24 protein-coding genes and 1 pseudogene are annotated in these 25,364 nt (G+C 64.2%); 16 read left to right on the top strand and 9 right to left on the bottom strand.

The features are described 5' to 3' along the window. The 3 genes and pseudogenes from L979_RS06205 to murA all read left to right on the top strand — a co-directional run. Positions 1-545 (top strand): annotated as a pseudogene (locus tag L979_RS06205) (F0F1 ATP synthase subunit beta); the annotation flags it as partial. 2 nt (positions 546-547) lie between these two features. Then, positions 548-823 (top strand): F0F1 ATP synthase subunit epsilon, encoded by a 276-nt coding sequence (locus L979_RS06210; protein WP_047690572.1) that lies wholly within the window; start codon positions 548-550, stop codon positions 821-823. A 239-nt stretch (positions 824-1,062) separates the two neighbouring features. Next, positions 1,063-2,340, top strand: a complete 1,278-nt coding sequence (murA, locus tag L979_RS06215) for a UDP-N-acetylglucosamine 1-carboxyvinyltransferase (RefSeq protein ID WP_047690526.1) — start codon at positions 1,063-1,065, stop codon at positions 2,338-2,340. 75 nt (positions 2,341-2,415) lie between these two features. Here the strand turns inward: murA and nucS are convergent, their stop codons facing one another. Next, entirely contained in the window at positions 2,416-3,111 is a 696-nt protein-coding gene (gene nucS / locus L979_RS06220; RefSeq protein ID WP_047690575.1) for an endonuclease NucS, read from the bottom strand. A gap of 158 nt (positions 3,112-3,269) precedes the next feature. Between nucS and L979_RS06225 the strand changes: the two genes are divergently transcribed. The 5 genes from L979_RS06225 to L979_RS06245 all read left to right on the top strand — a co-directional run bounded on the left by L979_RS06225 (position 3,270) and on the right by L979_RS06245 (position 9,092). After that, on the top strand, positions 3,270-4,256 hold the full coding sequence (locus L979_RS06225) for a tetratricopeptide repeat protein (protein WP_231559424.1): 987 nt from the start codon (positions 3,270-3,272) through the stop codon (positions 4,254-4,256). A 61-nt stretch (positions 4,257-4,317) separates the two neighbouring features. Next, entirely contained in the window at positions 4,318-5,160 is an 843-nt protein-coding gene (locus L979_RS06230; protein WP_052209582.1) for an ABC transporter ATP-binding protein, read from the top strand. Continuing rightward, positions 5,142-6,800: a hypothetical protein gene (locus tag L979_RS06235; RefSeq protein WP_052209583.1), complete on the top strand. Its 1,659-nt coding sequence runs from the start codon at positions 5,142-5,144 to the stop codon at positions 6,798-6,800. The genes L979_RS06230 and L979_RS06235 overlap by 19 nt, the downstream gene beginning before the upstream one ends. 68 nt (positions 6,801-6,868) lie before the next feature. Continuing rightward, positions 6,869-7,165, top strand: a complete 297-nt coding sequence (locus L979_RS06240; protein ID WP_052209593.1) for a DUF3039 domain-containing protein — start codon at positions 6,869-6,871, stop codon at positions 7,163-7,165. 133 nt (positions 7,166-7,298) lie between these two features. Beyond that, the gene (locus L979_RS06245) at positions 7,299-9,092 is read left to right on the top strand and encodes a DEAD/DEAH box helicase (RefSeq protein WP_047690584.1); all 1,794 of its coding nucleotides are present in this window, start codon (positions 7,299-7,301) and stop codon (positions 9,090-9,092) included. Positions 9,093-9,166: 74 nt separating this feature from the next. Here the strand turns inward: L979_RS06245 and L979_RS06250 are convergent, their stop codons facing one another. Both L979_RS06250 and L979_RS06255 read right to left on the bottom strand, forming a co-directional pair. Further along, positions 9,167-9,844, bottom strand: a complete 678-nt coding sequence (locus L979_RS06250) for an isochorismatase family protein (RefSeq protein WP_047690587.1) — start codon at positions 9,842-9,844, stop codon at positions 9,167-9,169. Between the two features lie 35 nt (positions 9,845-9,879). After that, on the bottom strand, positions 9,880-11,208 hold the full coding sequence (locus L979_RS06255; protein ID WP_047690589.1) for a nicotinate phosphoribosyltransferase: 1,329 nt from the start codon (positions 11,206-11,208) through the stop codon (positions 9,880-9,882). Positions 11,209-11,351: 143 nt separating this feature from the next. On the opposite strand from L979_RS06255, the gene clpS reads away from it, so the two are divergent. The 7 genes from clpS to L979_RS06290 all read left to right on the top strand — a co-directional run bounded on the left by clpS (position 11,352) and on the right by L979_RS06290 (position 16,686). Continuing rightward, a complete protein-coding gene (gene clpS / locus L979_RS06260; protein WP_081993929.1) occupies positions 11,352-11,789 on the top strand; it encodes an ATP-dependent Clp protease adapter ClpS in 438 nt (145 codons plus the stop codon). Next, positions 11,789-12,388 (top strand): DUF2017 domain-containing protein, encoded by a 600-nt coding sequence (locus L979_RS06265; protein ID WP_047690531.1) that lies wholly within the window; start codon positions 11,789-11,791, stop codon positions 12,386-12,388. The genes clpS and L979_RS06265 overlap by 1 nt, the downstream gene beginning before the upstream one ends. Positions 12,389-12,465: 77 nt before the next feature. Further along, complete coding sequence (gene murI / locus L979_RS06270; RefSeq protein WP_052209584.1) at positions 12,466-13,434, top strand: glutamate racemase; 969 nt, start codon at positions 12,466-12,468, stop codon at positions 13,432-13,434. Then, positions 13,431-14,285, top strand: coding sequence for an MBL fold metallo-hydrolase (locus L979_RS06275; protein ID WP_052209585.1), 855 nt, complete (start codon positions 13,431-13,433; stop codon positions 14,283-14,285). The genes murI and L979_RS06275 overlap by 4 nt, the downstream gene beginning before the upstream one ends. A 76-nt stretch (positions 14,286-14,361) precedes the next feature. Continuing rightward, a complete protein-coding gene (gene rph, locus L979_RS06280; protein WP_047690598.1) occupies positions 14,362-15,135 on the top strand; it encodes a ribonuclease PH in 774 nt (257 codons plus the stop codon). Next, positions 15,128-15,823: an RdgB/HAM1 family non-canonical purine NTP pyrophosphatase gene (rdgB, locus tag L979_RS06285; protein WP_081993934.1), complete on the top strand. Its 696-nt coding sequence runs from the start codon at positions 15,128-15,130 to the stop codon at positions 15,821-15,823. Before rph ends, rdgB begins: the two co-directional genes overlap by 8 nt. Beyond that, a complete protein-coding gene (locus L979_RS06290; protein ID WP_081993931.1) occupies positions 15,817-16,686 on the top strand; it encodes a phosphotransferase family protein in 870 nt (289 codons plus the stop codon). Before rdgB ends, L979_RS06290 begins: the two co-directional genes overlap by 7 nt. Before the next feature lie 65 nt (positions 16,687-16,751). On the opposite strand, the gene L979_RS14520 is transcribed toward L979_RS06290, so the two are convergent. Then, positions 16,752-17,897, bottom strand: a complete 1,146-nt coding sequence (locus L979_RS14520; protein ID WP_052209587.1) for an ADP-ribosylglycohydrolase family protein — start codon at positions 17,895-17,897, stop codon at positions 16,752-16,754. A 127-nt stretch (positions 17,898-18,024) separates the two neighbouring features. On the opposite strand from L979_RS14520, the gene L979_RS06300 reads away from it, so the two are divergent. After that, positions 18,025-19,512, top strand: coding sequence for a hypothetical protein (locus L979_RS06300; RefSeq protein WP_156125447.1), 1,488 nt, complete (start codon positions 18,025-18,027; stop codon positions 19,510-19,512). Positions 19,513-19,546: 34 nt separating this feature from the next. Here the strand turns inward: L979_RS06300 and L979_RS06305 are convergent, their stop codons facing one another. The 5 genes from L979_RS06305 to L979_RS06325 form a co-directional block, all read right to left on the bottom strand. Next, entirely contained in the window at positions 19,547-20,209 is a 663-nt protein-coding gene (locus L979_RS06305; protein ID WP_052209588.1) for an MBL fold metallo-hydrolase, read from the bottom strand. 94 nt (positions 20,210-20,303) lie between these two features. Further along, complete coding sequence (locus tag L979_RS06310; protein ID WP_052209589.1) at positions 20,304-21,431, bottom strand: S-(hydroxymethyl)mycothiol dehydrogenase; 1,128 nt, start codon at positions 21,429-21,431, stop codon at positions 20,304-20,306. A gap of 158 nt (positions 21,432-21,589) precedes the next feature. Continuing rightward, complete coding sequence (locus L979_RS06315; RefSeq protein WP_052209590.1) at positions 21,590-22,759, bottom strand: YihY/virulence factor BrkB family protein; 1,170 nt, start codon at positions 22,757-22,759, stop codon at positions 21,590-21,592. A gap of 160 nt (positions 22,760-22,919) precedes the next feature. Further along, on the bottom strand, positions 22,920-23,381 hold the full coding sequence (locus L979_RS06320) for a MarR family winged helix-turn-helix transcriptional regulator (protein WP_047690536.1): 462 nt from the start codon (positions 23,379-23,381) through the stop codon (positions 22,920-22,922). A 340-nt stretch (positions 23,382-23,721) separates the two neighbouring features. Beyond that, positions 23,722-25,206: a malate:quinone oxidoreductase gene (locus L979_RS06325; protein WP_047690540.1), complete on the bottom strand. Its 1,485-nt coding sequence runs from the start codon at positions 25,204-25,206 to the stop codon at positions 23,722-23,724. Positions 25,207-25,364 lie beyond the last annotated feature (158 nt).

A 25,364-nucleotide genomic window follows, 5' to 3' on the forward strand; every position in this document is an offset into this window, starting at 1 on the left:
GTGGCCACTCGATCACCTCCATGCAGGCGATCTACGTGCCCGCCGATGACTACACGGACCCGGCTCCGGCCACCACGTTCGCGCACCTGGATGCCACCACCAACCTCTCGCGTGACATCGCCTCCCGTGGTCTGTACCCCGCGATCGACCCGCTGGCTTCGACCTCCCGTATCCTCGACCCGCAGTACGTGGGCCAGGAGCACTACGACGTCGCAACCCGTGTGAAGTCGATCCTGCAGGAGAACAAGGAACTGCAGGACATCATCGCCATCCTGGGTGTGGAAGAACTCTCCGAAGAGCAGAAGGTCGTGGTTTCCCGCGCCCGCCGCATCGAGCAGTTCCTCTCACAGAACACCTACACCGCGTTGCAGTTCACCGGTGTGGAGGGCTCCACGGTCCCGGTTGCGGAGACCATCGACTCCTTCAAGAAGATCTGCGACGGCGAGCTGGACCACGTTCCGGAACAGGCGTTCTACAACGTCGGTGGCCTGAACGATGTCATGGCCAAGTGGGACGAGATCAAGCGCTCCACCGGAGAGAAGTGATCATGGCTGCTCCGTTGATCGTTGAGATCGTTGAGCTCTCCGAATCTGTGTGGAACGGCGAGGCCCGTCAGGTCATCGTGCGCACCACGGACGGTGACCTCGGCATCCTGTCGGGGCACGTGGCGACTGCCGGTGTGCTGGTTCCCGGTCGGGTTGTGATCGACCCGGTGGACGGGCAGCGCATCGAGGGTCAGATCGACGGCGGATTCGTCTCCGTCGACGGCAACCGCGTGACCATCGTGGCCGACCACTACGAGGCACCGGGGGCACACGCCTGATCGGGGTGTCCCGGTGATATGAAGCACCTGACCTGCTGGCGGTGTCGACGTGATCGCGTCGACACCGCCAGTGCAGTTCAGTGAGGCCAGTGCAGTTCAGTGAGGCCAGTTCAGCTCCGAGTGGCCAAATCAGTTCAACGTGGCCAAATCAGTTCAACGTGGCCAAATCAGTTCAGTGAGCTTTGACCGGCCGTACAGTGTGGGCGAGAGTTCTGACGGCCTGAAGCAGGAGAAGAAGCATGGAAGAAAAGATCGTTGTCCACGGACCCACGGCGGTCAACGGCGTGCTGCCTGTTTACGGGGCCAAGAACAGCGTGCTGAAGCTGATGGCAGCCACTCTGCTGGCGGTGGGCAAGTCCCGGATCACCAATGTTCCGGAGATCGATGACGTTTCCATCATGGCTGAGCTGCTGCGGCGTCTGGGCTGCCAGGTGAACTACAACAAGGGCGAACGTTGGGTGGACATCGACGTCCCCGAGCAGCTACACCACCAGGCCGATTACGACCTGGTCCGGGCCATGCGGGCCTCCGTGTCCGTTCTAGGGCCGTTGATTGCCCGTTGCCATGCCGCTGAAGTGGCTTTGCCTGGTGGAGATGCCATCGGCACCCGGGGTCTGGACATGCACCGCGCCGGGCTGGAAACCATGGGTGCCCGGTTCCGCACGGAAGCCGGTTACTTAAAGGCCACGGTGGAACATGAGCTCACGGGTGCTGAGTACCACCTGTCCTACCCATCCGTGGGCGCCACGGAGAACCTGATGACGGCAGCAACTCTGGCCAAAGGCACCACGGTTCTGGAGAACGTGGCGCGTGAGCCGGAGATTGTGGACATCTGCCAGATGCTCATGGCCATGGGTGCCCAGATCGAGGGAGTGGGCAGTTCAACGCTGACCATCACGGGCGTTGAAGCCCTGCAGTCGGTGGTCCATCGCACCGTGCCGGACCGGATTGTGGCTGGAACGTGGGCCTTTGCGGCCGCCATCACCGGCGGTTCGGTCCATGTGAAGGGCGCAGAGTCCTCCCATCTGAGCCTGGTCCTGGACAAGCTGCGCAGCGCCGGATGTGAGATCACCGAGCTGGAGGACGGTTTCCAGGTGCAGGGCCCGTCCCGGCCCAAGGCCGTGAACATTTCCACCTTCCCGTATCCGGGCTTCCCCACGGATCTGCAACCGTTCGCCGTCGCCATGAACGCCGTAGCGGAGGGCTCCGGGATGATCACGGAGAACGTGTTCGAGGCCCGGTGGGGTTTCACAGCTGAGCTGGAACGCCTGGGTGCCCACGTCCGCCTTGACGGACACCATGCCTGGCTGGATGGCGTTGACAAGCTCTCCGGTGCGCCCGTGGAGGCCAAGGACATCCGTGCCGGTGCTGCCCTGGTGATTGCCGGCATGCGTGCTGATGGCGCCACGGAGGTCAACGGGGTCGGGCACATCGATCGCGGGTATGAGAACTTTGTGGAGAACCTGACCAACGCCGGTGTCGCGGTGGAACGGCACATGGCCTCACCGCTCTACTGAGAGCATCGCCTGTGACAGTGAAATGACCACCTGCATCGCGAGCAGGTGGTCATTTCACTGTCAAACGTGCCTGGTTCAGAACAGGCGAGCGTCCTTGTCGTCGACGTCGCGCATGGCGTCGTAGTCCAGTGTCAGGCAGGAGATCCCGCGGTCAGTGGCCAAGACCTTGGCCTGGGGCTTGATCTGCTGGGCGGCGAATATGCCACGGACCGGCGCAAGCCGGGGATCGCGGTTGAGCAGTTCCAGGTAGCGGGTCAGCTGCTCCACACCGTCGATGTCACCGCGGCGTTTGAGTTCGATGGCAATGGTGGCGCCCTTGGCGTCACGGGCCAGGATGTCCACGGGCCCGATCGCTGTGGGGTATTCACGCCGGATCAGCGTGGAACCTTCACCCACCAGATCGATCTGCTCGGCCAACAATCGTTGCAGATCGGCTTCCACGCCGTCCTTGGTCAGTCCCGGGTCAACACCCAGATCATGGGCGATTTCCTCATGAGTCTCATGGATCAGGATCTTCAAGACGTCATCGGACTTGGTGGCGGAGACCGTCCAGACCTCTTGGACACCCACCGCGGATTGGTCCTCCGTGGGTTCTGAGGTGGAGAGCCTGGCGGGTGGAGACATCCAGTTCAGGGGCTTGTAGCTGCCGCCGTCGGAATGCACCAACACGGAGCCGTCCGCCTTGATGATCAGCAGGCGGCGGGCCAGCGGCAGATGGGCCGTCAGCCGGCCTTGGTAGTCAACGGAGCAGTCAGCGATCACAACACGCACGGCGGACAGTCTGACACAGCGCACGGCGCCGGTCGGCCATCGCAACAGGCAGCAACGGTTGCAGGGCGGTTCCTGCTCACCACCGGCCCCGTTCCCGGTGCGCGAACCTGTGCAACCGGCAACCGTGAGGGCGTCGGGCCCCGACTAAGCTGATGCCCATGAGTTTGAACCCCCAGAACCTGTCCCACCACTCCGGCCAGCACCCCGCCCAGGCAGCAGGGGATGCTCAATCAGTGCCCGCCTCGGTGCGCGGTGCCATGGATCTGGGGGCAGGTGCCAACAGTGCCCCAGCGGCGGAGGCCTCACAGAGTGCTTCGGCTCCATCAGCTGGGCCCGGCCGGTTCCGCAGGGACATTGCCGATCCCCAGCAGTTCCAGGCCGTGGCGGAGTTGTCCTCCCAGGTGCCGGTGGTCTTGGTCCTGACGGCGGGCTACGCACCTGAGTCGGGGCAGTTCGCAGATCAGCTGGCCGCCCAGATCGATCAGCTCGATGGTCGGATGGTGCTCAGCGGCGTCGACGTCGAGAAGGTTCCGGAGATCGCCCAAGCGCTGCAGGCGCAGTCGATTCCCACGGTGGTGGCACTGATTGGTGGACGTCCGGTCCCGATTGCACAGTCGGCCATCCCCATGGACCAGGTGGGTCCGGTGCTGCAGGAACTGTTGAGCCTGGCCCAGCAGAACGGGGTCAGCGGACAGGTTGAGCCCACCGCCGAGCAGAGTGAGCCCGAACCGCTGCCGCCGCTGCACCAGGAAGCCGTGGACAAGCTGGAGGCCGGTGACCTGGACGGTGCCCATGCCGCGTATGAGCAGGCCATCCGGGAGAACCCCGGGGACACCCAGGCCAAGTTGGCCATGGCCCAGGTGGAGCTGCTGCAGCGGGTGACGGTCATGGATGCCCAGGCCGTCCGGGATGCCGCGGCGGCCTCCCCGGATGACCTCAAGGCCCAGTTGGACGTGGCTGACCTGGACCTCTCCGGTGGGCACGTGGAGGATGCATTCCGGCGGCTGCTGAATCTTGTCCGCCGCACGGCCGGGGAGGACCGGGAGACCGTGCGCAAGCGTTTGATCGATCTGTTCGGTGTGGTGGGTGCGGAGGATCCCCGAGTGGTGGCGGCTCGCTCCCAGTTGATGCGCGCCTTGTTCTGATCCAGGTTGCGTCATACTTCTGGCCGATGGTGTAGGTGAAGCCACTGGATAGCCTGGAGGCATGAGCCACACCACCGCTGATCCGCATCCTCACCATCAGTCCGGACCACCGTGGGCCACGCCGCCTGATTCCTCCATGGCGGTCAGTCTCAGGGGGCTGACCAAGGTGTTCTCACCGGGTACGGAGCGCTCCAAGGTGGCGGTGAACCGGTTGAACCTGGAGGTGCCGCACGGGGCGTTCTACGGGTTGGTGGGCCGTAACGGTGCCGGCAAGACCACGGCTCTGTCCATGCTGACCGGTCTGTTGCGCCCCACGGAAGGTGTGGCCATGGTCTCCGGGATCGACGTCTGGGCGGATTCGCGCCGAGCCAAGATGGCCATGGGGGTGCTGCCGGACGGCATGACCTTCTTTGAACGGCTCTCCGGGCGTCAACTGGTCACCTATGCCGGATTGTTGCGTGGGATGGACCGGGCCACGGTGGCTCAGCGCACGGATGATCTTCTGGGCGCCATGGATTTGAGCGACGACGCCGGAACTCCCGTTCAGGACTACTCCGCCGGCATGCGCAAGAAGGTGATGCTTGCAGCCGCCCTGGTGCATGCACCTGGATTGCTGGTGCTGGATGAACCGTTTGAGGCCGTTGACCCCGTGTCTGCGGCCAACATCCGTGAATTGCTGCAGGGCTTTGCCCGCGCGGGCGGCACGGTGATCGTCTCCAGCCACGTCATGGATCTGGTGCAGCGCATGTGCGACCACGTGGCGGTTGTGGACAACGGACGACTGCTTGCTGCCGGAACGGTGGATCAGGTGCGCAGGGAGAAATCCTTGGAGGACACCTTTGTGGACTTGGTGGGTGGCCGCACGCACGTGGGGGAGGAGCTGTCATGGCTGCGCCCCCGGTGAAGCCCGAACCCGTCTCCACTGCCCGGGACATTCCCCGGGTGTCCCGCGGGCCCTCCACGGCGGCCACGGCGCGCCACCTCGTGAGCCTCAAGGCACGGTTGACCTGGGCCACGTTGACCCGCAGCCCGGCCGTGATCGTGGGTGTGGTGCTGGGCGCTCTGTGGGGCCTGGCCATGATGCTGATATTCGGCTTCATGCTGGTCTCCGTACCCAACATCCTGCCGCCGGAAGGTGTTCTGGCCACGGCGGTTGTGACCGGTGCAGCGGGCACCGTGCTGTGGTGGGTATTCTCCATCGTCTCCGGCAGGGCAGATGCCACGTTGCACGCCAGCCAGTTCGCACTGTTCCCTCTGCCTCGGACGGGTATTGCCCTGGGGCAGGTCCTGGGTGCCCTGGTGGGTATTGCTGGCCCCGTCACCGCCATCGGACTGGTTCTGCACGCCACCATGTGGCGCGAACAACCGGCGGCATTGATCACGGCCCTGTTGCTGATGCCGGTCGGTTGGGTGCTGATGATCCTGGGCAATCGGTGTTTCACCGCACTGGCTGAGCGCATGGCCGCCAAGCGCCGAGTGGGCGAAGCCATCACACTGCTGTTCCTGGTGATGCTGATGTTGGCCGGGCCCATGATCACCGCCGTCATGGCCGGTGTGGGGAGCTTGGGCGAGAGCCTGTACTCCGTGGCGGCAGTGCTCGCCTGGACCCCTGTGGGCGCGTTGTGGGCCATTCCTGCAGACATCGCAGCAGGTTCCTGGGTGATGGCGGCCGCGCGAATCGGCGTCGTGGTCTTGACCGGCGCGGCGCTGGCAGCGCTGTGGAACCGGGCACTGCGTACGTCACTGGAACAGGTCACAGGATCTGCGGCCACAGGCAGTGCCAAACAAGTTCACGGTGCGGGGCTGCTGGACCGGGTTCCCGCACGGCCGTGGGGCACGGTTGCTGCGCGCAGCTTGATCTACTGGGTCAAGGACCCGCGGTATTCAGGATCCCTGGTGGTGATCCCCGTGATGTTCCTGGTGTTCTGGATCAGCTCCAGTGGCGGCATGGGCATGTTGTTGTTCGCCGGGCCATTCGTGGGATTCCTGATGGCCTATGCGATTTCGGCTGATGTTGCCTACGACCACAAAGGATTCGCCCTGCACGTCCTCACCGGCGTGCGCGGTTGGGAGGATCGTCTGGGCCGGGTGATCGGCATGCTGCTGCCCGGTGTGCCGTTGACCGGGCTGGCGCTGGTGCTGGCGTGCATGTTCAGTGATGCCTGGCATCTGCTGCCGGGGTTGACCGGGGTGGGGCTGTTGGCGTTGCTGGGTGGGGCCGGCATCAGTTCCGTGATCTCCGCCCGGTACACCTTTCCGGTGCCGTTGCCTGGCCAGTCACCGTTCAAGACCCCGCAGGGATTCACCGTGCTCAACATCTTGGCTCAAATGGCGGCCGTGCTGGTCATGGCGCTGTTCACGGTACCTGCCGCCGTTTTTCTGGTGGTCCAGATGGTCACGGGCAATCCCATGTGGGGCTGGCTGGGTCTGGTGGTGGGTGCGCTTGTGGCTCCTGCTGTGTGTGCCGGCGGCATCTGGCTGGGTGGCAAGTGGGTTGACGCCCGTGCACCTGAGCTGTTGAGCACGGTCTCCTCCTACCGGTGACTTTGACCACCCGTGATCCGTGAGGGTTGGCGAGTACACTGACCGGCATGACTTCCCACGATCACACCATGCCCGTGGCAGGCCCCTGGCCGTTCACCCGGTCCACCTCCAACGAGCCCGTGGGCGGAACCTCCACCATTGAGCGTGAGGAGACCCGCGAGCTGACCGAACCGGGTGATCATGAGAGATTCGCGCATTACGTGCGCAAGGAGAAGATCATGGAGTCGGCTCTTTCCGGGGATCCGGTCATCGCACTGTGCGGCAAGGTCTGGGTGCCTGGGCGGGACCCCAACAAATTCCCGGTGTGCCCCACCTGCAAGGAAATCTACGACGGCCTGCGTTCCCCGCAGGACGGCGGCGAGTGACCCGTCCCGCCGGACCCTCACGCCGAGCGTCCAACTTCGGACGATTCCGGACCCTCAGAGCCACCCGCATTGGACGCTCGGCAGGGTTTGACATGCTCTTTTGAAAGGTCCTTCACTGCCCGTGTCCGATGACATGCAGCCCACGTTGTTCGGTGGCCCGGCCGCTGAGATGCCTCCGGCCTACCCGGAGCGTGCAGCCTGGGGCACTGCGGGAAAGCTGCGCGCCTGGCAGGCGGAGGCACTGGAGAAGTACTTCGCCACACAGCCGCGTGATTTCATGGCCGTGGCGACCCCCGGCGCCGGCAAGACCACTTTTGCACTGCGTCTGGCACGCGAGTTGGTGGACCGCGGCAGCATCAACCGCATCACCGTGGTGTGCCCCACCGAACACCTCAAACGCCAGTGGGCCGACGCCGCAGCGCGGGTGGGCCTGGCCATCGACCCCAACTTCAAGAATGCAGATGGTCAGCACGCCCAGGGTTACATCGGTGTGGCCTTGACCTACGCGCAGGTGGGCATGAAGCCGCTGCTGCACCGGGCCCGCACGGAGCAGGGACGCACATTGGTGATCATGGATGAGATCCACCACGCCGGTGATGCCCTGTCCTGGGGTGATGGTCTGCGAGAGGCCTTTGAACCCGCCACGCGGCGTTTGGCCCTGACTGGCACACCGTTCCGCTCGGACACCGCTCCCATTCCGTTCGTGACCTACAAGGAGGATGCGGAAGGCATTCGGAGGTCATCAGCCGATTACACCTATGGCTACGGGGATGCCCTGAAGGACCACGTGGTACGTCCGGTGATCTTCATGGCCTACTCGGGCCAGATGCGGTGGCGGACCTCCGCGGGGGAAGAGATGGCCGCGGAACTGGGCGACGGTTTCACGAAGTCCATCACCGGCCACGCCTGGAGAACAGCGCTCTCCCCGGAAGGCCAGTGGATTCCCGCGGTCCTGCAAGGTGCGGATCGTCGCCTCTCCGAGGTCCGACGCACCGTTCCCGACGCCGGTGCCTTAGTGATTGCCACCGATCATCAGGATGCCAAGGCCTATGCAGCGTTGTTGCAGGCCATCACCGGGCAGAAGCCCACCGTGGTGCTGTCCGACGACAAGGCGGCCTCCCAGCGGATCGAGGAGTTCTCCGAAGGCGACCAGCGGTGGATGGTGGCCGTGCGCATGGTCTCCGAAGGCGTGGACGTGCCGCGGTTGGCCGTGGGTGTGTACGCCACCTCAACCTCCACCCCGCTGTTCTTCGCCCAGGCCGTGGGGCGTTTTGTCCGCGCACGCAAACGCGGTGAGATCGCTTCCGTGTTCCTGCCCTCCGTACCTGTTCTCATGGGCCATGCCAACTCCATGGAGCATGAGCGCGATCACGCCCTGGACCGTCCGGTTCAGGAGTCCGGCGAGTTCATCGACTTGGCAGAGACGGGCTGGGACGACGACGAATTGGCGGCCGCCAACCGCTCAGAGGCTGCGTCCTCGGAGCTTGCCGACGGCAGTTTCAAGGCTCTGGAATCGGATGCTTCATTCCACGGGGTGCTGTTTGACGGCGGCGAGTTCGGCGGGGGTGTGGCAGCCGGGTCGGATGAGGAAGCGGATTACCTGGGCATCCCCGGGTTGCTGGATGCCGATCAGGTGACCACACTGCTGCGGGAGCGCCAGTCCAAACATGCTCGGCGACGGTCCTCCAGCCCGGCACCGCAGGAAGCCGCGGCCCCCTCCGTACCGGATCACCGTCGGATGAAGGAACTGCGTCAGCAACTGTCCAAGAACGTTTCCGCGTGGTCGGCCAGGACCGGGAAACCGCACGGCGTGATCCACAATGAACTTCGCCGGGCCTGTGGTGGGCCCGCAGTGGCTCAGGCCACCCAGGAACAGCTGGAAGCTCGACTGGCCAAGATGCAGAACTGGTTCATCGGGAGGAAATGAAGCCTGCCTGCGCGCACGCGCAGACAGGCTGCAGTTCAGTCTGACTCACCAACGTTCAAGGACCCGCGCACCCATCAGTCACGGACCACCTCCACGCCTGCATCTTCCAGGGCCTCCAACACCGGCTCCAGGTTCTGCGGTGAGACCGCTGCCGTGAGATCTGCCAGCACCCGTGTCTCGTATCGGGCATCCACTGCGTCCTGGGCGGTGGCGCGCACGCAGTGGTCTGTGGCGATTCCCACGATGTCCACGGCCTCGATTCCGCGCTCCTGCAACCAGTCGTCCAAACCTTGAGCCTGACCGTCTGCAGAGGCGTCACGGGCCTCGTCTTCGGCAGATTCCTCGGTGTTGGCGAATCCGTCGTCGTCAGCGGACTCCTCCTCAAAGGCACCCAGGGGAGTGGAGGTCTCAGGTGCCAGGACCCCTTCAAAGCCTGAATAGGCGGCCTCGAACTCGCCCTTGCGGAACCAGGCCTCAATCCGGTCGGTCTCGAATTCGGCGTGCGGTTCTGCCCCGTCCGTGTCCGCCACGCAATGCACAGGCCAGGAGTCCACGTAGTCGGGGGTTTCGGAGAAGTGCGATCCCGGGTCCACGTGCCAGTCCTGGGTGGCCACGATCGCGTGATAATCGGGGTGGTGGTCCTCAATGAACTCGGAGATCGCTCCTGCAGTGGCAGCGCCTCCGGTCACGGCCAGGCTGCCGCCCTCGCAGAAGTCGTTCTGAACGTCAACAACAATCAATGCGGTGCGCATGAAAAGTTTCACACCCTTCAGATGTGCGGTGGTGGTCAGGATTCCAGGACCGTGGGAATCACGGCCTCACCTTCGGACAGGCGGCTGGCGGCGCGCGGTAGCTCAGCCATGGTGGCGGCATGCCGTTGGCGGGCACGTTCCACCGCCGCCGGGCCGGTCCAACCATCCACCAGCTCGCCGTCGCGCACAAAGGTTTCCATGAGGGGGCGGTCATCGCCGTCGTCCACGGGGACCGTGTCCACGCCCACGATTTCGTGGGTGGCCACACCGTGGGCATCACGACGACGCAGCGCGGTCTTGCGGCCACCCACCGAACCTTTGCCGGCTGCCTTCTTGGCCACCGGCTCCAACTCACCGGCGGAGTTCTCGCGTGCCACCAGCTTGTAGACCATGGAAGAGGTGGGAACACCGGAACCGGTGACCAGGCGGGTGCCCACTCCGTAAGCATCCACGGGAGCGGCAGCCAGACTGGCGATCGCGTATTCGTCCAAATCGGAGGTGACCGTGATGCGGGTCTTGGTGTTGCCCAGCGAATCCAACAGATCGCGCACCCGTCCCGCCTGGGCCACCAGGTCCCCGGAGTCCAGGCGCACCGCGCCCAGTTCGGGACCGCCCAGTTCCACGGCCTTGCGAACGGCGGCGTCGACGTCGTAGGTGTCCACCAACAGTGTGGTGCCCAGCCCCTGTGCCTCCAACTGTGAGCGGAAGGCGGACTGCTCGTCGTTGTGCAACAGGGTGAAGGAATGGGCCGCGGTACCAATGGTCTTGACCCCGTAGCGGTAACCGGCTTCCAGATTGGACGTGCCGGTGAAGCCTGCGATCACGGCGGCTCGGGCGGCGGCCACGGCGGCCTCGTCATGGGCCCGGCGTGAACCCATCTCCAGGCACGGGCGCTCACCTGCAGCCGAGGTCATGCGGGAGGCCGCAGAAGCCACGGCGGAATCGTAGTTGAGCACGGAGAGGATGTAGGTCTCCAGCATGCAGGCCTCGGCAAAGGTGCCATCCACACGCAGGATCGGGGAATTGGGGAACCAAGCATCACCTTCGGCGTAACCCTGGATCTGCCCGCTGAAACGGAAATCAGCCAGCCACTGCGCAGTGGTGGCATCAACCACCCCGGTGCGTTCCAGGAACTCCAGGCGTTCGCCGTGGAAGCGGAACTGGGCCAGTCCCTCCAAGAAACGTCCGGTTCCGGCCACGATGCCGTAGCGGCGCCCGTTGGAGAGTCTGCGGGAGAAGACCTCGAACACGCTGCGACGCAGTGCGGTGCCGTCACGCAAGGCGGCTTGCAGCATGGTGAGTTCGTAGTGGTCGGTCAGCAGCGCGGTGGGTGCCGGGCTCCACGTGGAAGTGTTCGCGTTCACAGGTGCCACTGTATCCGCAACCGCTGACCCCGGGCCCCGCAGACCACCACCGGCGTCCCCGCCCACCACCATTGGCATCCCGCCTACGGCTATTGGCACCCCCGCCTACGATCATTGGCATCCCCGCCTACGATGGAGGGATCATGACTTCCCTTGACCACACCCGCGCCGTCGCCTGCGGTGCCCACACGCCCAGCCGCCGCATCAAGGTCCAAGCCCCGTCCGTGGTCCCGGCCGGTGGGCTCATCACGGCTGGGCCGGCACTGGATCAACGGCCGGAAACCCACGCCACGGAAGCCACAGCCACGGACACCCCTTGGCAGGTGGTGGTCTGGGACGATCCCGTGAACCTGATGAGTTGGGTGACCTGGGTTTTCCGCACCTACTTCGGTTTTTCCCAGGCCAAGGCGCACCGCCTGATGCTGGAAGTTCACACCAACGGCCGGGCCGTGGTGGCATCCGGGTCCCTGGAACAGGCAGAACAGCACGTGGCCGCCCTCCACGGATTCGGGCTCTGGGCCACGTACGAGCGTGCCGGTGGATCATCCAACGGCTCGCAGACCCCCGGAGGTGGTGCCTGATGGCACAAGGTTTCCGTTCCACTCCCCACGGGATGATCGCCCGTTTGGACCAGCAGGAACGCGGCCTGCTGCGTCGCCTGTTCGAGGACGTCATCTCCATGCTCGAACCCGAGGACCTGGACGACGCTTCCATTGACGGCACCCACGATCCTCTGGAAGCACTGCTGGGGTTGACCGACGACGCCCAGGTCCCCAGGGATCCTGCCGTGCACCGGCTGCTGCCCAATGCCAGCTCGGACGAGCAGCGCTCGCAGGAGTTCCGCCGCTACACGGAGCGGTCCCTGCGGGAGGAAAAAGTGGGCGCGTTACGCCGTTCGGCCATGGAAGTGGAACACGATCCCGTGCAGCTGGAGGGCGCTGCCATCCAGGACTTCTCCCGAGCACTCAACGACGTCCGGCTGGTGCTGGCCACTCGGTTGGAGATCGACTCGGAGGAGGACGCCCGCCGGGTGGAGAAGATCGCCTCCCAGGTCAGGGTGCGGAAGATTGAGGACTCCCAGACTTACATGGCCGTGGTGTACGGATTTGTCTCCTGGCTGCAGAACTCCTTGGTGGAGGCCATGCTCATGGATTTGCCGGGGGATCACGTTCACCCGTGATTCACGTCTCATTCATGAAGTGAGGTGCGTCTCGGATTGCAAGCAATGTGCAGACTTCCCACTAGCCTGTGAATCCTATGCACTCAGAATCACGCATTCCGGTCGAGGGGGACCGTCCTGTGGTGCGTCCCGTGGCGGACGCACCCATTGGCGTGTTCGACTCCGGGGTGGGTGGGCTCACTGTGGCTCGGGCCATCATCGATCAGCTGCCCAATGAGCGCATCATCTATGTGGGTGACACCCAGCACGGACCATATGGTCCGCTGCCCATTGCCGATGTCCGGGCCCATGCCCTGCGGATCATGGATGAGCTGGTGGACAGTGGCGTGAAGCTGCTGGTCATCGCCTGCAACACTGCATCGGCTGCGGTGCTGCGTGATGCCCGGGAGCGTTACACCCACACCTACGGCATTCCCGTGGTGGAAGTCATCCAACCGGCAGTTCGCCGGGCCGTGGCCTCCACACGCAACGGCAAGGTCGGAGTGATTGCCACCCAGGCAACAGTTGGTTCACGCGCCTACGAGGACACTTTTGCCGCGGCTCCGCAACTGGAGATCCACTCACAGGCCTGCCCGCGGTTCGTCCCGTTCGTCGAGTCCGGTGTGACCACCGGACCGGAGGTTCTGGCCACCGCCCAGGAGTACCTGGCCCCGTTGTTGGATCAGCAGGTGGACACCCTGGTTCTGGGATGCACGCACTACCCGCTGCTGACCGGTGTCATCTCCTACGTGATGGGTGAGGGCGTGACCTTGGTATCAAGTGCAGAAGAGACGGCAAAGGACGTCTTCCGGGCGTTGGTCGGTCATGACCTCGCCCGAACCCAGGCTCCCGCAGAGCCACACGAGTTCCTGGCGACCGGTGACCCTGAGCCATTTGCGGTTCTGGCCCGGCGGTTCCTGGGCCCGGAGGTGGCGCATGTGCGCCATGTGGGTTCAGTGGCCGAACAGTTCCCCACGGGCTCCCTGTCCACGATCACCCCGGAAATGCTGGCCGTTGCGCGCGACGAGGCCCTGCACCCAGTGAAATCGGAAGGTACATCAGCATGAACCTGACAGTCATCGGTTGCACCGGATCCTTTGCGGGCCCGGACTCACCTGCCTCCAGCTACCTGCTCACCGGCACGGACCACGACGGTCGCGTGTGGCACGTGCTGATGGACATGGGCAATGGTTCCCTGGGTTCTCTGCAGCGCCACATCGACCTTCATGAACTGGATGCAGTGATCATCAGCCACCTGCACCCTGATCACTGCGTGGATCTGGCCGGATTGCACGTGGCCGTCAAATGGGATCCGCGCGGATGGCCCGGGGACCGGATCCCGGTCTGGGCGCCCAACGGCACCCACGAGTACTTGGCAGCAGCTCAGGCCATGGACGCTGATCCGGGCATGTCCACCGAATTCGTCTTCAGCGAATGGCAGGATGAACAGACCGTTGACATCGGTCCGTTCCGAATCACCCCGTATCGGGTCAACCACCCGGTCCAGGATCCTTATGCGCTGCGGATTGAATACGACGGCGCCCAGGGCAGCAGCGTGCTGACCTACTCGGGGGACACAGACTCCTGCGAGGGATTGGTTCGTGCGGCCCGCCACGCCGACCTGTTCCTATGCGAGGCCGCCTACCAGGAGGGGCGCGACGAGTACCGCGACGTTCACCTCACCGGGTTGCGTGCCGGACAGGCTGCGCAGGAAGCAGAAGTGGATGAGTTGATGCTCACGCACATCCCGGTGTGGAACTCACCCACCAAGGCCGTGATCGAGGCCGCCTCCGCCTATGACGGTCCCATCGCCTTGGCCCAGCCGGCCACCACGTTCCGGATTGTTGCCGATGGCGACCGACGTGCGGGGCGCGCTGTGAATCCCGGCACCCGTGCCGGGATCGGGTCCCGGCGCTGACGGTTTGACGCAGCCCGTGGTGGGCTGCGGATGGCTCACGTTGGTCACCACCGTGTGCCGGTCTATTGTGGGACACATGAGCCCCCAACCTTCCCAGAGCGCGACTGCATCCACTGATTTCCGGCGAGCAGATGGACGGGCAGTCAACGAGCTGCGACCCATCACCATCACCCGCGGATGGTCGCAACAAGCTGAAGGCTCTGCCTTGATCGAGTTCGGCGGCACCAGGGTGCTGTGCACCGCATCCGTCACGGAAGGCGTGCCGCGCTGGATGCGCGGAGAGGGTCGCGGTTGGGTCACCGCCGAATACGCCATGTTGCCGCGCGCCACCTCCACGCGGTCGCAGCGCGAGTCCATCAAGGGCAAGGTGGGCGGTAGAACCCACGAGATTTCACGCCTGATCGGGCGCTCCCTGCGCGCCGTGATTGACCTTCACGCACTGGGTGAAAACACCGTGGTGCTGGACTGCGACGTTTTGCAGGCCGACGGCGGCACGCGCACCGCAGCCATCACGGGCGCCTATGTGGCACTGGCAGAAGCCATGGCCTGGGCCCGCAAGGAGGGTCTGGTCAAGGGACGTCCGCTGACCGACTCCGTTGCTGCCGTGTCCGTGGGAATCATCGACGGCGTGCCCATGCTGGATCTTCCGTATCCGGAGGATGTACGGGCCGAGACGGACATGAACGTGGTCATCACAGGCAGCGGTGCCTTTGTGGAGGTTCAGGGCACCGCAGAGGGTGCTCCGTTCAACCGGGATGAGTTGGACGGTTTGTTGGATCTGGCGGTGGAGGGCTGTGCGGAGCTGGCGCAGATCCAGCAGGCCACCTTGGGAGATGGCGGCCATGCCTGACCCGGATTCAGGTGCACGTCTGGTCCTGGCCACGCACAACCAGGGCAAGTTGGCTGAACTGCGCAGCATGATTGCTCACGCGCTGCCTGAACTGGACGTGGAAACCGCTGTTGTGGACGCAGGATCTTTGGGCCTGCCGGAGGCCGTGGAGGACGGTCTCAGTTTCCGCCAGAACGCACTGATCAAGGCACGTGCGGCAGCCGCTGCCTCCGGATTGCCGGCTGTGGCGGATGATTCGGGCCTGTCCGTGGACGTCCTGGGGGGTGCGCCTGGGATCTTCTCCGCCCGGTGGGCCGGACGCCACGGGGATGACCAAGCAAATCTTGACCTGCTGCTGGCCCAACTGGGTGACATTGCAGATCCCTACCGCACTGGTGCGTTCGTGTGTGCAGCAGCCTTGGTGACTCCCAGCGGTTTGGAGCACGTGGAACACGGAGTGCTCAAGGGCACCTTGCTGCACCAGCCGGCTGGCGACGGCGGGTTCGGCTACGATCCCATCTTTCAGCCAGAAGGCATGGAGGTTTCCTGCGCGCAGCTGACCCGCAGTCAGAAGAACGCCATCAGCCATCGCGGGCAAGCCATGCGGGATCTGCTGCCCCACGTGGTGGCTGTTCTGGGAGATCAGGGGTGCCATCCGGCCCAGGTGAATGCGCGTGATGGTTCCAGGCTTGAGGATCCGCCGTGGTAGCCCAAGCCTTGCGGCGCATGATGCCTTTTGCGGACGTGGTGGATGCCGTCCTGGAGGATTTGGGGGAGCGCAGCGACTGCACGCGGTGGTCGGTGGTTCCCACCGGTTCCTCCCACCTTGTGGTGGAGATCGACAAACGCATATCCGTCCGGATCGCCAAGAACCCGGCGGCGCGTGCCAACCTGGCCCGCCGCAGTGAAGTGTTGCGGCGACTGCCGGAGTACGACTTCCAGATACCGCGGCCATTGACGGAAACCAAGACCGTCAAAGGCCACACGGCAGTCGGTCTGACCTGGGTGGAGGGCTCCCACCGGACCTCGGATGTTCCCGCTGAGACGCTCAAGCACCTGCTGGAGCAACTGTGGGACACGGACACATCAGGGTTTGAGTCCTATCTGGATCGGCCGGGCCAGCATTGGGGAGGGCACCGCCGCCGCCACGTGATCCTTGATGAAGTGGTGCCGTTGCTGCTTCCCCGCAACCGGGAGCTGGCACGGGAAGCCATTCACGACCTTGCTGACCTGGATGTGGTCACCCCGCGGTTGGTCCACTCTGACCTGATGAGTCACAACATGTTGTGGCAGGGCAGGGAGCTGTCCGGCGTGATTGATTGGGACCACGCCTGTATGGGGGACGCGGCGCAGGACGTCGCCTCCCTGGCATTGTGCTTTGGGTGGGACACCTTGGATGCAGTTCTGGACCCGAACATCATGCGGCGTGCGCGCCTGCATGCTCGGATTGTGCCCATGCAGTCCGTGGCCTACACGTTGGTGCAGGACATGGACACCGCCCAGGTCAATCAGGCCGTGACCCGCGCCGATGAATGGATCGACACCCGGCTTCGGCGCTTGCTCAAGCGCTGAGCGTGGGCCGCAGTGGGCCAGCCTCCGGGTTGATGGCGGTGTGGCCTGTGATCAGGCTCCTGGCATCACACCGAGTCTGATGTGGCCACGCCCAACTGTTCACCCCACCGGGCAGCCACCTGTTGGACGGTCTCCACCAGCGCCTCCGGAACCGCCGGTCGGCCCGCACCAGTGAGTGCCGTCAGACCACCGGCCGCACCTGCCAGGGCACAGGCCAACGCCTCCACCGCTGGATCCGTGGCCGGTGAATAGTCCAGGACGCAGCCACCGTGGAGTTCACGGTCAAGAGCTGCCCTGATCCCTGCCGCCAGCATGTTTGCGGCCCCGGTTGCGGGCATGGACTCGTCACCGGCGCCGTCCATGGACATGGTTCCATCTGCGTCGGCAGATCCAACAGGTGTGCCCAGGTCGGCTGCGTCGTCGTGGGTGTGTGTCTGTGTTGAACTGAGAACGGCCTCAAGCGCCGTCACCGTTGCATGCCCGGGCCGGGTGACCTGCGGCAGGATCTCCACAGTGGCCTTCAGGGCGCGATGGACGGGCTGGGGATCGCCGCGCAGGGCGGCTGTGGCGGTGGCTTGCACCATCAGTGCCGCGCCCACAGAAGCCACCTGGGCCTCCGGGTGTCCGTGAGTGATGGCGGCACCGTTGACGGTCATGGCTGTCACGGACTTCCAACCCGTGGGAAGCAGCCCCAGCACCACGCTGCGCAGTACAACGTCTGGTTCTTGAGCTTCTGGCAGCACGGGGCGCTCAACCTCTCCCATGGCCCCAGTGCTCAGGGCCTCCAGGCTCTGACGGGTGGCACGGGCCCCGGCACCAGCCAGGATGGCGTTCGACACCGCGGCGTCCAACCACCGGGGCAATGGCGATGGTGCGGCCTCCGGCCACGGGGCCTCCAGCGATCGAAGCCACCGCAGGTAGGCCAGCCACAGACACGCGTTCTCATCAGCCGGTTGGCCGGCGTTGGCCCACTCCAACGCCTCCAGCAGCCCGTCCGCTGTGAATAACGTCAACAGCGTGTATGGCGTGCTCTGGGCTTGCTCCGCAATGCTCGCGCCCTGTGATCGGAGCTCACCCACAGCCAGGCCTTCCAACACAGCGGCAAGGCGTTGCGGGACGTCCGGCAGGCAACCGTCAAACGCGGCGTCTGCTGAGAACAGAGGGCCATCGGGGCTGGTGGAGGACGTGCTGGTGGGGTCAACGGAAGCCATCCCGCCAGTATGGTCCATGTGCCTCAGTACGGGCCGTTGCCCGGTACGCTGGGCAGGTCGAGTTCACTCGGTGCTGCACGCAGGATCTCCGCCGTGCAGCACCCGTGCTGCAGAGGAAGGATCCACGGTGAGCAGTTCTTCGATCCAACCTTCGGGCGGCACCTCCGAGTCCGACCCACTCACATCGTCCCCGAATCAGGACCCGCACGGTCACAGCACACCTGACGTGCTGCCCGATGGGGACCAGGACACCGAGTCAATCTCGGGGCACCGACGCCAGCTGGTGCCGCTGACCAACACCTCAACGTTCAACGGGTGGAACAACGGAACCACCCTCAACGATCTCCTCTTCGGAGACTCCCAGCGGTTGCGGTCCGTGGTGGGTCGCTGGTACCTGGTGCTCACACTGCTGGTGCGACTTCCCAGCGTGATCATGCCCTTCAGTGTTCTGGTCTACGTGGCCGTGGCCTCAGGATCCGGTTGGTGGGGGGCACTGTGTGCAGGCAGCGTCTACTTCGGCCATGCCATCTCCACGTGCGTCACAGCACTGTATGCCCCGTGGAAGCACTACCAGTGGGGCATATTGGCCCAGACCGTGGTTCAGGTGGCAGCCGTCCTGTGGCTGGTCCAGGCACTGGTGGCCCAAGCCCACGATCCCTTTGGCACCTGGCCCTGGTATCTGTGTTTGTTGGTGGGGGCAACTTCCCCGCAGCTGGGGATTGCCACACGCCTGCGGTGGCCTTCGATCCTCAGGGAACACAAGGATCTCTCCCTGACCACCTCGACCATGCGCCACGAAGCCGTCATGGACGCCCTGGCCATGGTCCTGGGCGCCTTGGTGGCAGGCATGATTGCCATCACCGCAGGGTCCCTGGTGGGAATCATGGTGGGTTCTGGTCTGCTGGTGTTGAGCACCACTGTGCTGCTGTTGCATCGGACCGCGGGTTTGCCTGTGTGGGGGACCGCGCTGTGGGTTCCGGCCAGCAAGAGGCTCAACAACGCTGAACGACGACGACGCCGTGCCCGCCGATTCGTCCGCTTCCTGCCCATGCTGGGCGGTGGATGGCTGGGTCTGCTGTGGGGCTCCGTGCAGATCGGGCTGGTCTACTTTGCGGCCAGCTTTGACGTGGTGGAGAGCATCGGCGCTCAATTCGCGGCCCTGGGATTGCTCTCCGCCATCTCCGCCGTGATCACGGCAGGCTTTGACGTCCGGCGACCCTGGAACTTGTGGATCATCTGCGCAGCTGCTGCCGTGTTGGCCACCATGCTGATGTCAGTGCCGTCTGGCCCCTTCAGCATGCTGTTGGTTTTGGCCGTGATCGGCGCCGCCACAGGCCCCACGTTGGTGGCAGTGTTCGGCATTGTCCCGCTGATCAGCCCCAGGCGTCTCACGGTCGGACTGAGCGCCATCACGCACGTGTTGATCCAGTTGGGACTGGCTGCCGGTTTGATCACGGCTGCGGGTCTGGCAGGTGTTGGTGGCTATCAGACAGTGGCGCTGATGCCGGTGTTGGCCTCAGCCCTGCTGTTGGCCACGGCCTTTCTGTTCATTGACCGCCGCCGGCGCGTGCCCATGGACATTCCCCGTAGCGCACGCCGGTCACCCCCTGTGTGAGCCGGGTGACCGGCATGCGCCGGCAGGACACGGATCAGCGACCGCGGGCCAGCCATTCCTGGACGTCCTGGGCCTCCGTGCCGATCAGCGTGGAGTCACCATGCCCCGTCAGCACCACGGTTTCCTCCGGCAACACCAGCAGGCGCTCCCGGATGGAGTCCACAATGGTGGGGAAGTCCGAATAGGAACGCCCGGTGGCGCCGGGACCACCTTGGAACAAGGTGTCACCGGAGAACATCACACCCAACTCCGGGCTGTGGAAGCACACGGAACCCGGCGAGTGGCCGGGGGTGGTCAGGACCGTCAGGCCGACTCCGTCCAGGGTGAAGACCTGACCGTCCGCGAGTTCACGGTCAGGGGCCGAGTCGGGGTGCACGGCATCCCAGAGCATGCGGTCCGCCGGGTGCAGGTGGATCTCCCCACCAACCCGCTGCGCCGTGTCCTTCACAGCCCGAATGTGGTCGTCGTGACCGTGGGTCAACAGGATGCCCTTGACGGTGCGGCCGTTGACGGCTTGTTCCACGGCCTGGGGATCATGGGCAGGATCGATCACAAAACACTCAGTGTCCGTGCCGACGATCCAGACGTTGTTGTCCACGTCCCATGTTCCGCCGTCCAGGGAAAACGTGCCACTGGTGACGCAGTTCTCCACGGTGACGTTGCCATCTGCTGAGGTGGTGACTTGGGTGACGGTCATGCGTAGCTCCTGTCTCTGAAAGATGTGTGCACGGTTGTGTCTCAACCGTGTGAGTTCTTCATGAGCGGCGGATGAGTCGGTGCATCCGATCCGGTTACTGCTGGTTGCCGCTTGCGACGGTGGACAGGGCCTCCATCTCCACCACGGAACGCAGCACCTTGCCGTCACGCATCTTGGCGAAAGCGGGCTCGACGTCGTCCAGTCCGATCCGCTCGGAGACAAAGCCGTCCAGGTCCAGATTGCCCAGTCGGTAATGGTCCACGAACATGGGGAAGTCCCGGTTGGGCAGGCAGTCGCCGTACCAGGCGGACTTGATGGAGCCACCGCGGCCAAAGACCTGATCCAGCGGGATCTTCCACGTGGTGCCGGGATTCGGGACTCCCACCAGGACCAAACGGCCTGCCAGGTCACGGGCTTCAAAGGCTTGTTGGAAGGTGGCAGCCACACCCACTGCATCCACCACCAGATCCGCGCCGTTGCCGCCCGTCAGTTCACGGACGGCTTCCACGGGGTCCTGTTCCTTGGCGTTGATGGTGTGCGTGGCGCCAAAGCTGCGTGCCGTGGCGAGTTTGTCGTCATCGACGTCCACGGCAATGATCGAGGTTGCGCCACCGAGCTTGGCGCCGGCAATGGCCGCCGTGCCGACTCCGCCACACCCGATGACGGCCACGGATTCGCCCCGCTTGAGGGCACCCGTGTTCAGCACAGCACCCAGGCCCGCGGTCACGCCACAGCCCAGGAGTCCGACCGCTGCGAACTGTTCGGGTTCCAGGTCGCCGTCGATCTTGGTGCACTGACCCGCAGCAACCAGGGTCTTGTCTGCAAAGGCACCGATGCCCAATGCCGGGCTGAGTTCGGTGCCGTCCTTGAGGGTCATCTTCTGGGTGGCGTTGTGGGTTGCAAAGCAGTACCACGGTTCACCGCGGCGGCAGGCGCGGCATTCACCGCACACGGCACGCCAGTTCAGAATCACGCGGTCGCCCACGGCCACCTCGGTCACGCCGTCACCGACGGCGGAAACCACGCCCGTTGCCTCATGCCCCAGAAGGAAGGGGAAGTCGTCTGAAACTCCACCCACCTGGTAATGGTGGTCCGTTTGGCACACACCGCAGGTCAGGACATCCACCAGTGCCTCTCCCGGTCCGGGATCCGGCACCAGGATGGTTTCAATGACGGCGGGCTCGTTCTTTGCCTTGACCACTACGGCCTGGACTTCATGCATGGTGCGCTCCGATCGTGGATGGGTCGCAGGGCTCCGGCATCTGAGCCGAAAAACCACTGGGGTGCAGATACCAGGGGAAACGCGGCAACTTTCAGGGTCACCGTGATCGAAAGGTACCTGCACCCCAGTGTAGGCGCGAGCTCAGACACTTAAATGAGTCAGCGTGTTTCAGTGCGTTCCCGCTCCAGAACCTGCTTGGTCTCACCGTTGAAGTTGGCCACTTCAGCCTGGCCGTCACGGCCGCTGTCCTTGCCACTCTGGCTGTAGTCCACGGTCTCGTGAGCGAGCCGGACCTTGCGGCCCTCCTCAACCATCTTCTCGTGCTTCTCCAACGCCTTGGTCACGGCCTTCACGTCACGCGGGGGCAGATGGAGCATCTCCTCGGAGGGCAGGCCGGCCTCCAACTCGCGTCCACGCTGGAGTTCGGCATCGATTTCGGCGCCGAAGAGCAGAACGTTGTTGAAGATCCAGATGCCCAACAGACCCAGGATCACACCACCGATGACTCCGTAGGTGTCTGCCTGGGAGGCGAACTGAGTGGCGTAGATGGAGAAACCCACAGCGGCAACGATCACGCCGATGATGGCAAAGACAGCACCGGGGGAGACCCACTTGAACTTGGGCTGCTGAACGTTGGGGGTGGCGTAGTAGAGCACCGCAACCAGCAGGATCAGCAGCAGGAGCACCACCGGCCACTTGGCGATGTTCCAGACCATCACGCTGGTCTCACCCAGGCCAATGGCATCTCCCAAGGTGCGGGCAATGCTGCCGGAGAGCAGGACCATCAGGAAGATCAGCACCACAGTGACCACCACAAACAGGGTCACGGCCAACATGGAGGCCTTGTGCTTGATGAAGGTGCGTCCCTCAGAGACGTCGTACACGCGGTTCATGGCGCGGGAGAAGGCTCCCACGTACCCGGATGCCGTCCAGAGTCCTGAGGCCACACCAATGATCAACGCCACGATTCCAGCGCCTGTGGCTTGCGTGAGGTTGGTGATGGTGGGTTCCAGCAGGGTGTTGAGTTCCTCAGGGACACGTCCGGCCAAGAACTCGGTGATGGCATCCGCAGTCTGTTGTCCTTGTCCGAAGACACCCAGAAGGGAGACCACGGCCAGCAGACCGGGGAAGACGGACAGGACCGTGAAGTAGGTCAGCGAGGCTGCCAGGTCGGTGCATCCGTCCTGGGTGAATTCCGCCAAGGAACGCTTGAAGATGTACTTCCAGGACCGCTTGGAAACCTGGGTGGGGTTCTCCGGCTTGGAGGAGTTGTCCGGAGCGGGGGCCTCGGCCCGCTCCAGGGTTTCACGGAGGGTGTTCTTGGACACGATCTCTCCCTTGTGGTGGTCGGTGGCGGGCGTGGATTCGTCATGTCACAACCGGTCAGCCCTTTGGCCACGACATGCACAAAGCCTCCCATCAGTGTACTGATGGGAGGCTCCGTGTGTGGCATCCGGCGGGCCGGTCGGACCGGGATGCGTTGTGGGGTCAGTCGCTGAGGCTGTGGCGCAGGCGATCGGACAACCTGGTGAGGATTCGTAGTTCCTCCGTGTCCAGGCCGTTGGCCATGACCTCATGAACATGGCGATCGAAATGTTCGGCAATGCGCTCCTGCAGGTCATGACCGTCTTCGGTCAGCCTGATCCGCAGGCCCCGGAGGTCCTGGGGATCTTGCCAGCGGTGCACAAGACCTTTGGACTCCAGGCGTTCCAGCATTCGCGAGAGGCTCGACTGGGTGAGCAGAACGTACTCGTTGAGCTCGTTGAGTCGGATGCCACGATCGTCTGCCCGAGAGAGGTTGAACAGGACGTCGTATTCGCGCATGGAAAGATCCGCGAACTCCTCGCGGCGCTGCAAACGCCGCATCACCGTGACCTGCGCACGGTACAGCGCTTCCCACGCTGCCGTGGAGGTTTCTACCGGGTCATTAGTGGTTTCTCTGATGGGCACGGAGCTAATAGTAAGCGATGTGACAGCGGTAGATCTGGTGATCCCGTCCGCTAATGTGCCCCAATGTAAATGAATTAGCATCTACGGGGGCAGGGGGTGATTTCGGCGAGTGCATCGTGGTTCGTCGTCGTGGTCTGTGGCTTGACTGGTGGGGACGCGGCCACCGGAGCCTGCGGGGAACGGCGCTGCGGGCGCGCCGGCAGCGGCGGCACAACAGCAAGAATCCGGGGGCGACGTCGTGTCGCCCCCGGATCTCTCATGGTTTCCTCACCGTGCACCGCGTTACCGCACGGGCCGCGTTCACCCCCTGCGGGAAGGGTGGTGTCAGCTCAGAGCAGGGTCACTGAATCCCCAGGACACCTGCCGTGTGGCCCATGATTTCGTCTGCGAGTGCGGCGTCAGTGTCCAGCGCCCGACCGTAAGCCGGGATGAGCCGGGTCAGACGGGATTCCCAGGTCTGCCGGTGGTTGGGGAAGCACTGCTGCAGCAGGTCCAACATGATGGGCACAGCTGTTGAGGCTCCGGGGGAGGCGCCCAAAAGGCCTGCGATGGAACCGTCCCCGGCCGTGATCAGTTCCGTGCCGAACTGCAGAACACCACCCTTTTGCTTGTCCTTGCGCATGACCTGAACACGCTGGCCTGCGTGGACCAGCTCCCAGTCGTCGCCGTCAGCAGTGGGGTAGTACTCCTGCAGAGACTCAACCCGCTGGGCCTTGGACTTCATCAGTTCGGAGATCAAGTACTTGACCAGGTCCATGTTGGCCAGACCCGCACGCGTCATGGGGTAGATGTTGTCCGCCTTGACGGAACGCGGGAGGTCGAACAGGGAGCCCTGCTTCAGGAAGTTCGGCTTGAATCCGCCGTACGGGCCGAACAAGAGCGACTTCTTGCCGTTCTCGTACCGGGTGTCCAGGTGCGGCACGGACATGGGCGGGGCGCCCACAGAGGCCTGACCGTAAACCTTGGCGTTGTGCTGCTCGGCGATCTCCGGCTTGGTGTTGCGCAGCCACAGACCGGAGACCGGGAAACCACCGAATCCCTTGATCTCGGGAATGCCGGACTTCTGAAGCAGCGGCAATGCCCCGCCGCCGGCGCCCACGAAGACGAACTTGGCGTTGATCTCCCGGGTGTCCTCAGAGTTCAACCGGTTCTTGGTGGTCACTGCCCACGTACCGTCGGAGCGCTTGGTCAGGTTGGTGACCTGGGTGCCGGTGCGGATTTGACCGCCGTTGGCTGAGATGTGCTGCACCAGACGCTTGGTGAGTTCACCAAAGTTCACATCCGTGCCCTCGGGGGAGAACGTGGCGGCAACGGATCCAGCGCCGCGCCCGCGCATGGTGAGCGGAGCCCAGGCGGCCAGCTGGTCGCGGTCCTCGGAGAACTCCATGCGCTCAAAGAGCTTGTGCTGCTTGAACGCCTGGTGACGGGCCTTGAGGTAGCGGACATGGTCGTCGTTGAAGACCATGGAGATGTGGGGCACCGGGTTGATGAAATCAGAGGCCCGCCCCAGCTTGCCTTCTTCCACCATGGTGGCCCAGAACTGGCGGGAGGTCTGGAACTGCTCGTTGATCTTGACGGCCTTGGCCGTGCCCACGGTCCGGTCAGGGTTCAGTGGGGCGTAGTTCAACTCGCACAGAGCAGAGTGTCCGGTGCCGGCGTTGTTCCAGACACTGGAACTCTCCTGACCGATACCATCCAGGCGCTCCACCAGGATGATGTTCCAGTTGGGCTCCAGCTCCGTGAGCATGGCGCCCAGCGTGGCGGACATGATGCCGCCGCCAACCAGAAGTACGTCGGTGGACTCGGTGGTTGTCGCTTGGGTCACTGTGGGGTCTCCCGTCGTCAGACACAGGGGCCTGACTCACGGTGCCCCTGCGCTCATAGATACGTTCCAGATTAGTCCGACAGTGATCTTTCACGCACACCGAACGCGCGGTTCGGGGCCACATTGCACCACCGGATACCGTACTTCACCCAGGTCAG

The sequence above is a fragment of the Kocuria sp. ZOR0020 genome (assembly GCF_000800955.1).
In the GTDB taxonomy this organism is placed as follows: Bacteria; Actinomycetota; Actinomycetes; order Actinomycetales; family Micrococcaceae; genus Kocuria; species Kocuria subflava.

Coding starts and splice junctions, on each gene's coding strand:
- L979_RS06210 (WP_047690572.1), top strand. CDS start 548: ATGGCTGCTCCGTTGATCGTTGAGATCGTTGAGCTCTCCGAATCTGTG.
- murA (WP_047690526.1), top strand. CDS start 1,063: ATGGAAGAAAAGATCGTTGTCCACGGACCCACGGCGGTCAACGGCGTG.
- L979_RS06225 (WP_231559424.1), top strand. CDS start 3,270: ATGAGTTTGAACCCCCAGAACCTGTCCCACCACTCCGGCCAGCACCCC.
- L979_RS06230 (WP_052209582.1), top strand. CDS start 4,318: ATGAGCCACACCACCGCTGATCCGCATCCTCACCATCAGTCCGGACCA.
- L979_RS06235 (WP_052209583.1), top strand. CDS start 5,142: ATGGCTGCGCCCCCGGTGAAGCCCGAACCCGTCTCCACTGCCCGGGAC.
- L979_RS06240 (WP_052209593.1), top strand. CDS start 6,869: ATGCCCGTGGCAGGCCCCTGGCCGTTCACCCGGTCCACCTCCAACGAG.
- L979_RS06245 (WP_047690584.1), top strand. CDS start 7,299: ATGCAGCCCACGTTGTTCGGTGGCCCGGCCGCTGAGATGCCTCCGGCC.
- L979_RS06250 (WP_047690587.1), bottom strand. CDS start 9,844: ATGCGCACCGCATTGATTGTTGTTGACGTTCAGAACGACTTCTGCGAG.
- clpS (WP_081993929.1), top strand. CDS start 11,352: ATGACTTCCCTTGACCACACCCGCGCCGTCGCCTGCGGTGCCCACACG.
- L979_RS06265 (WP_047690531.1), top strand. CDS start 11,789: ATGGCACAAGGTTTCCGTTCCACTCCCCACGGGATGATCGCCCGTTTG.
- murI (WP_052209584.1), top strand. CDS start 12,466: ATGCACTCAGAATCACGCATTCCGGTCGAGGGGGACCGTCCTGTGGTG.
- L979_RS06275 (WP_052209585.1), top strand. CDS start 13,431: ATGAACCTGACAGTCATCGGTTGCACCGGATCCTTTGCGGGCCCGGAC.
- rph (WP_047690598.1), top strand. CDS start 14,362: ATGAGCCCCCAACCTTCCCAGAGCGCGACTGCATCCACTGATTTCCGG.
- rdgB (WP_081993934.1), top strand. CDS start 15,128: ATGCCTGACCCGGATTCAGGTGCACGTCTGGTCCTGGCCACGCACAAC.
- L979_RS14520 (WP_052209587.1), bottom strand. CDS start 17,897: ATGGCTTCCGTTGACCCCACCAGCACGTCCTCCACCAGCCCCGATGGC.
- L979_RS06305 (WP_052209588.1), bottom strand. CDS start 20,209: ATGACCGTCACCCAAGTCACCACCTCAGCAGATGGCAACGTCACCGTG.
- L979_RS06310 (WP_052209589.1), bottom strand. CDS start 21,431: ATGCATGAAGTCCAGGCCGTAGTGGTCAAGGCAAAGAACGAGCCCGCC.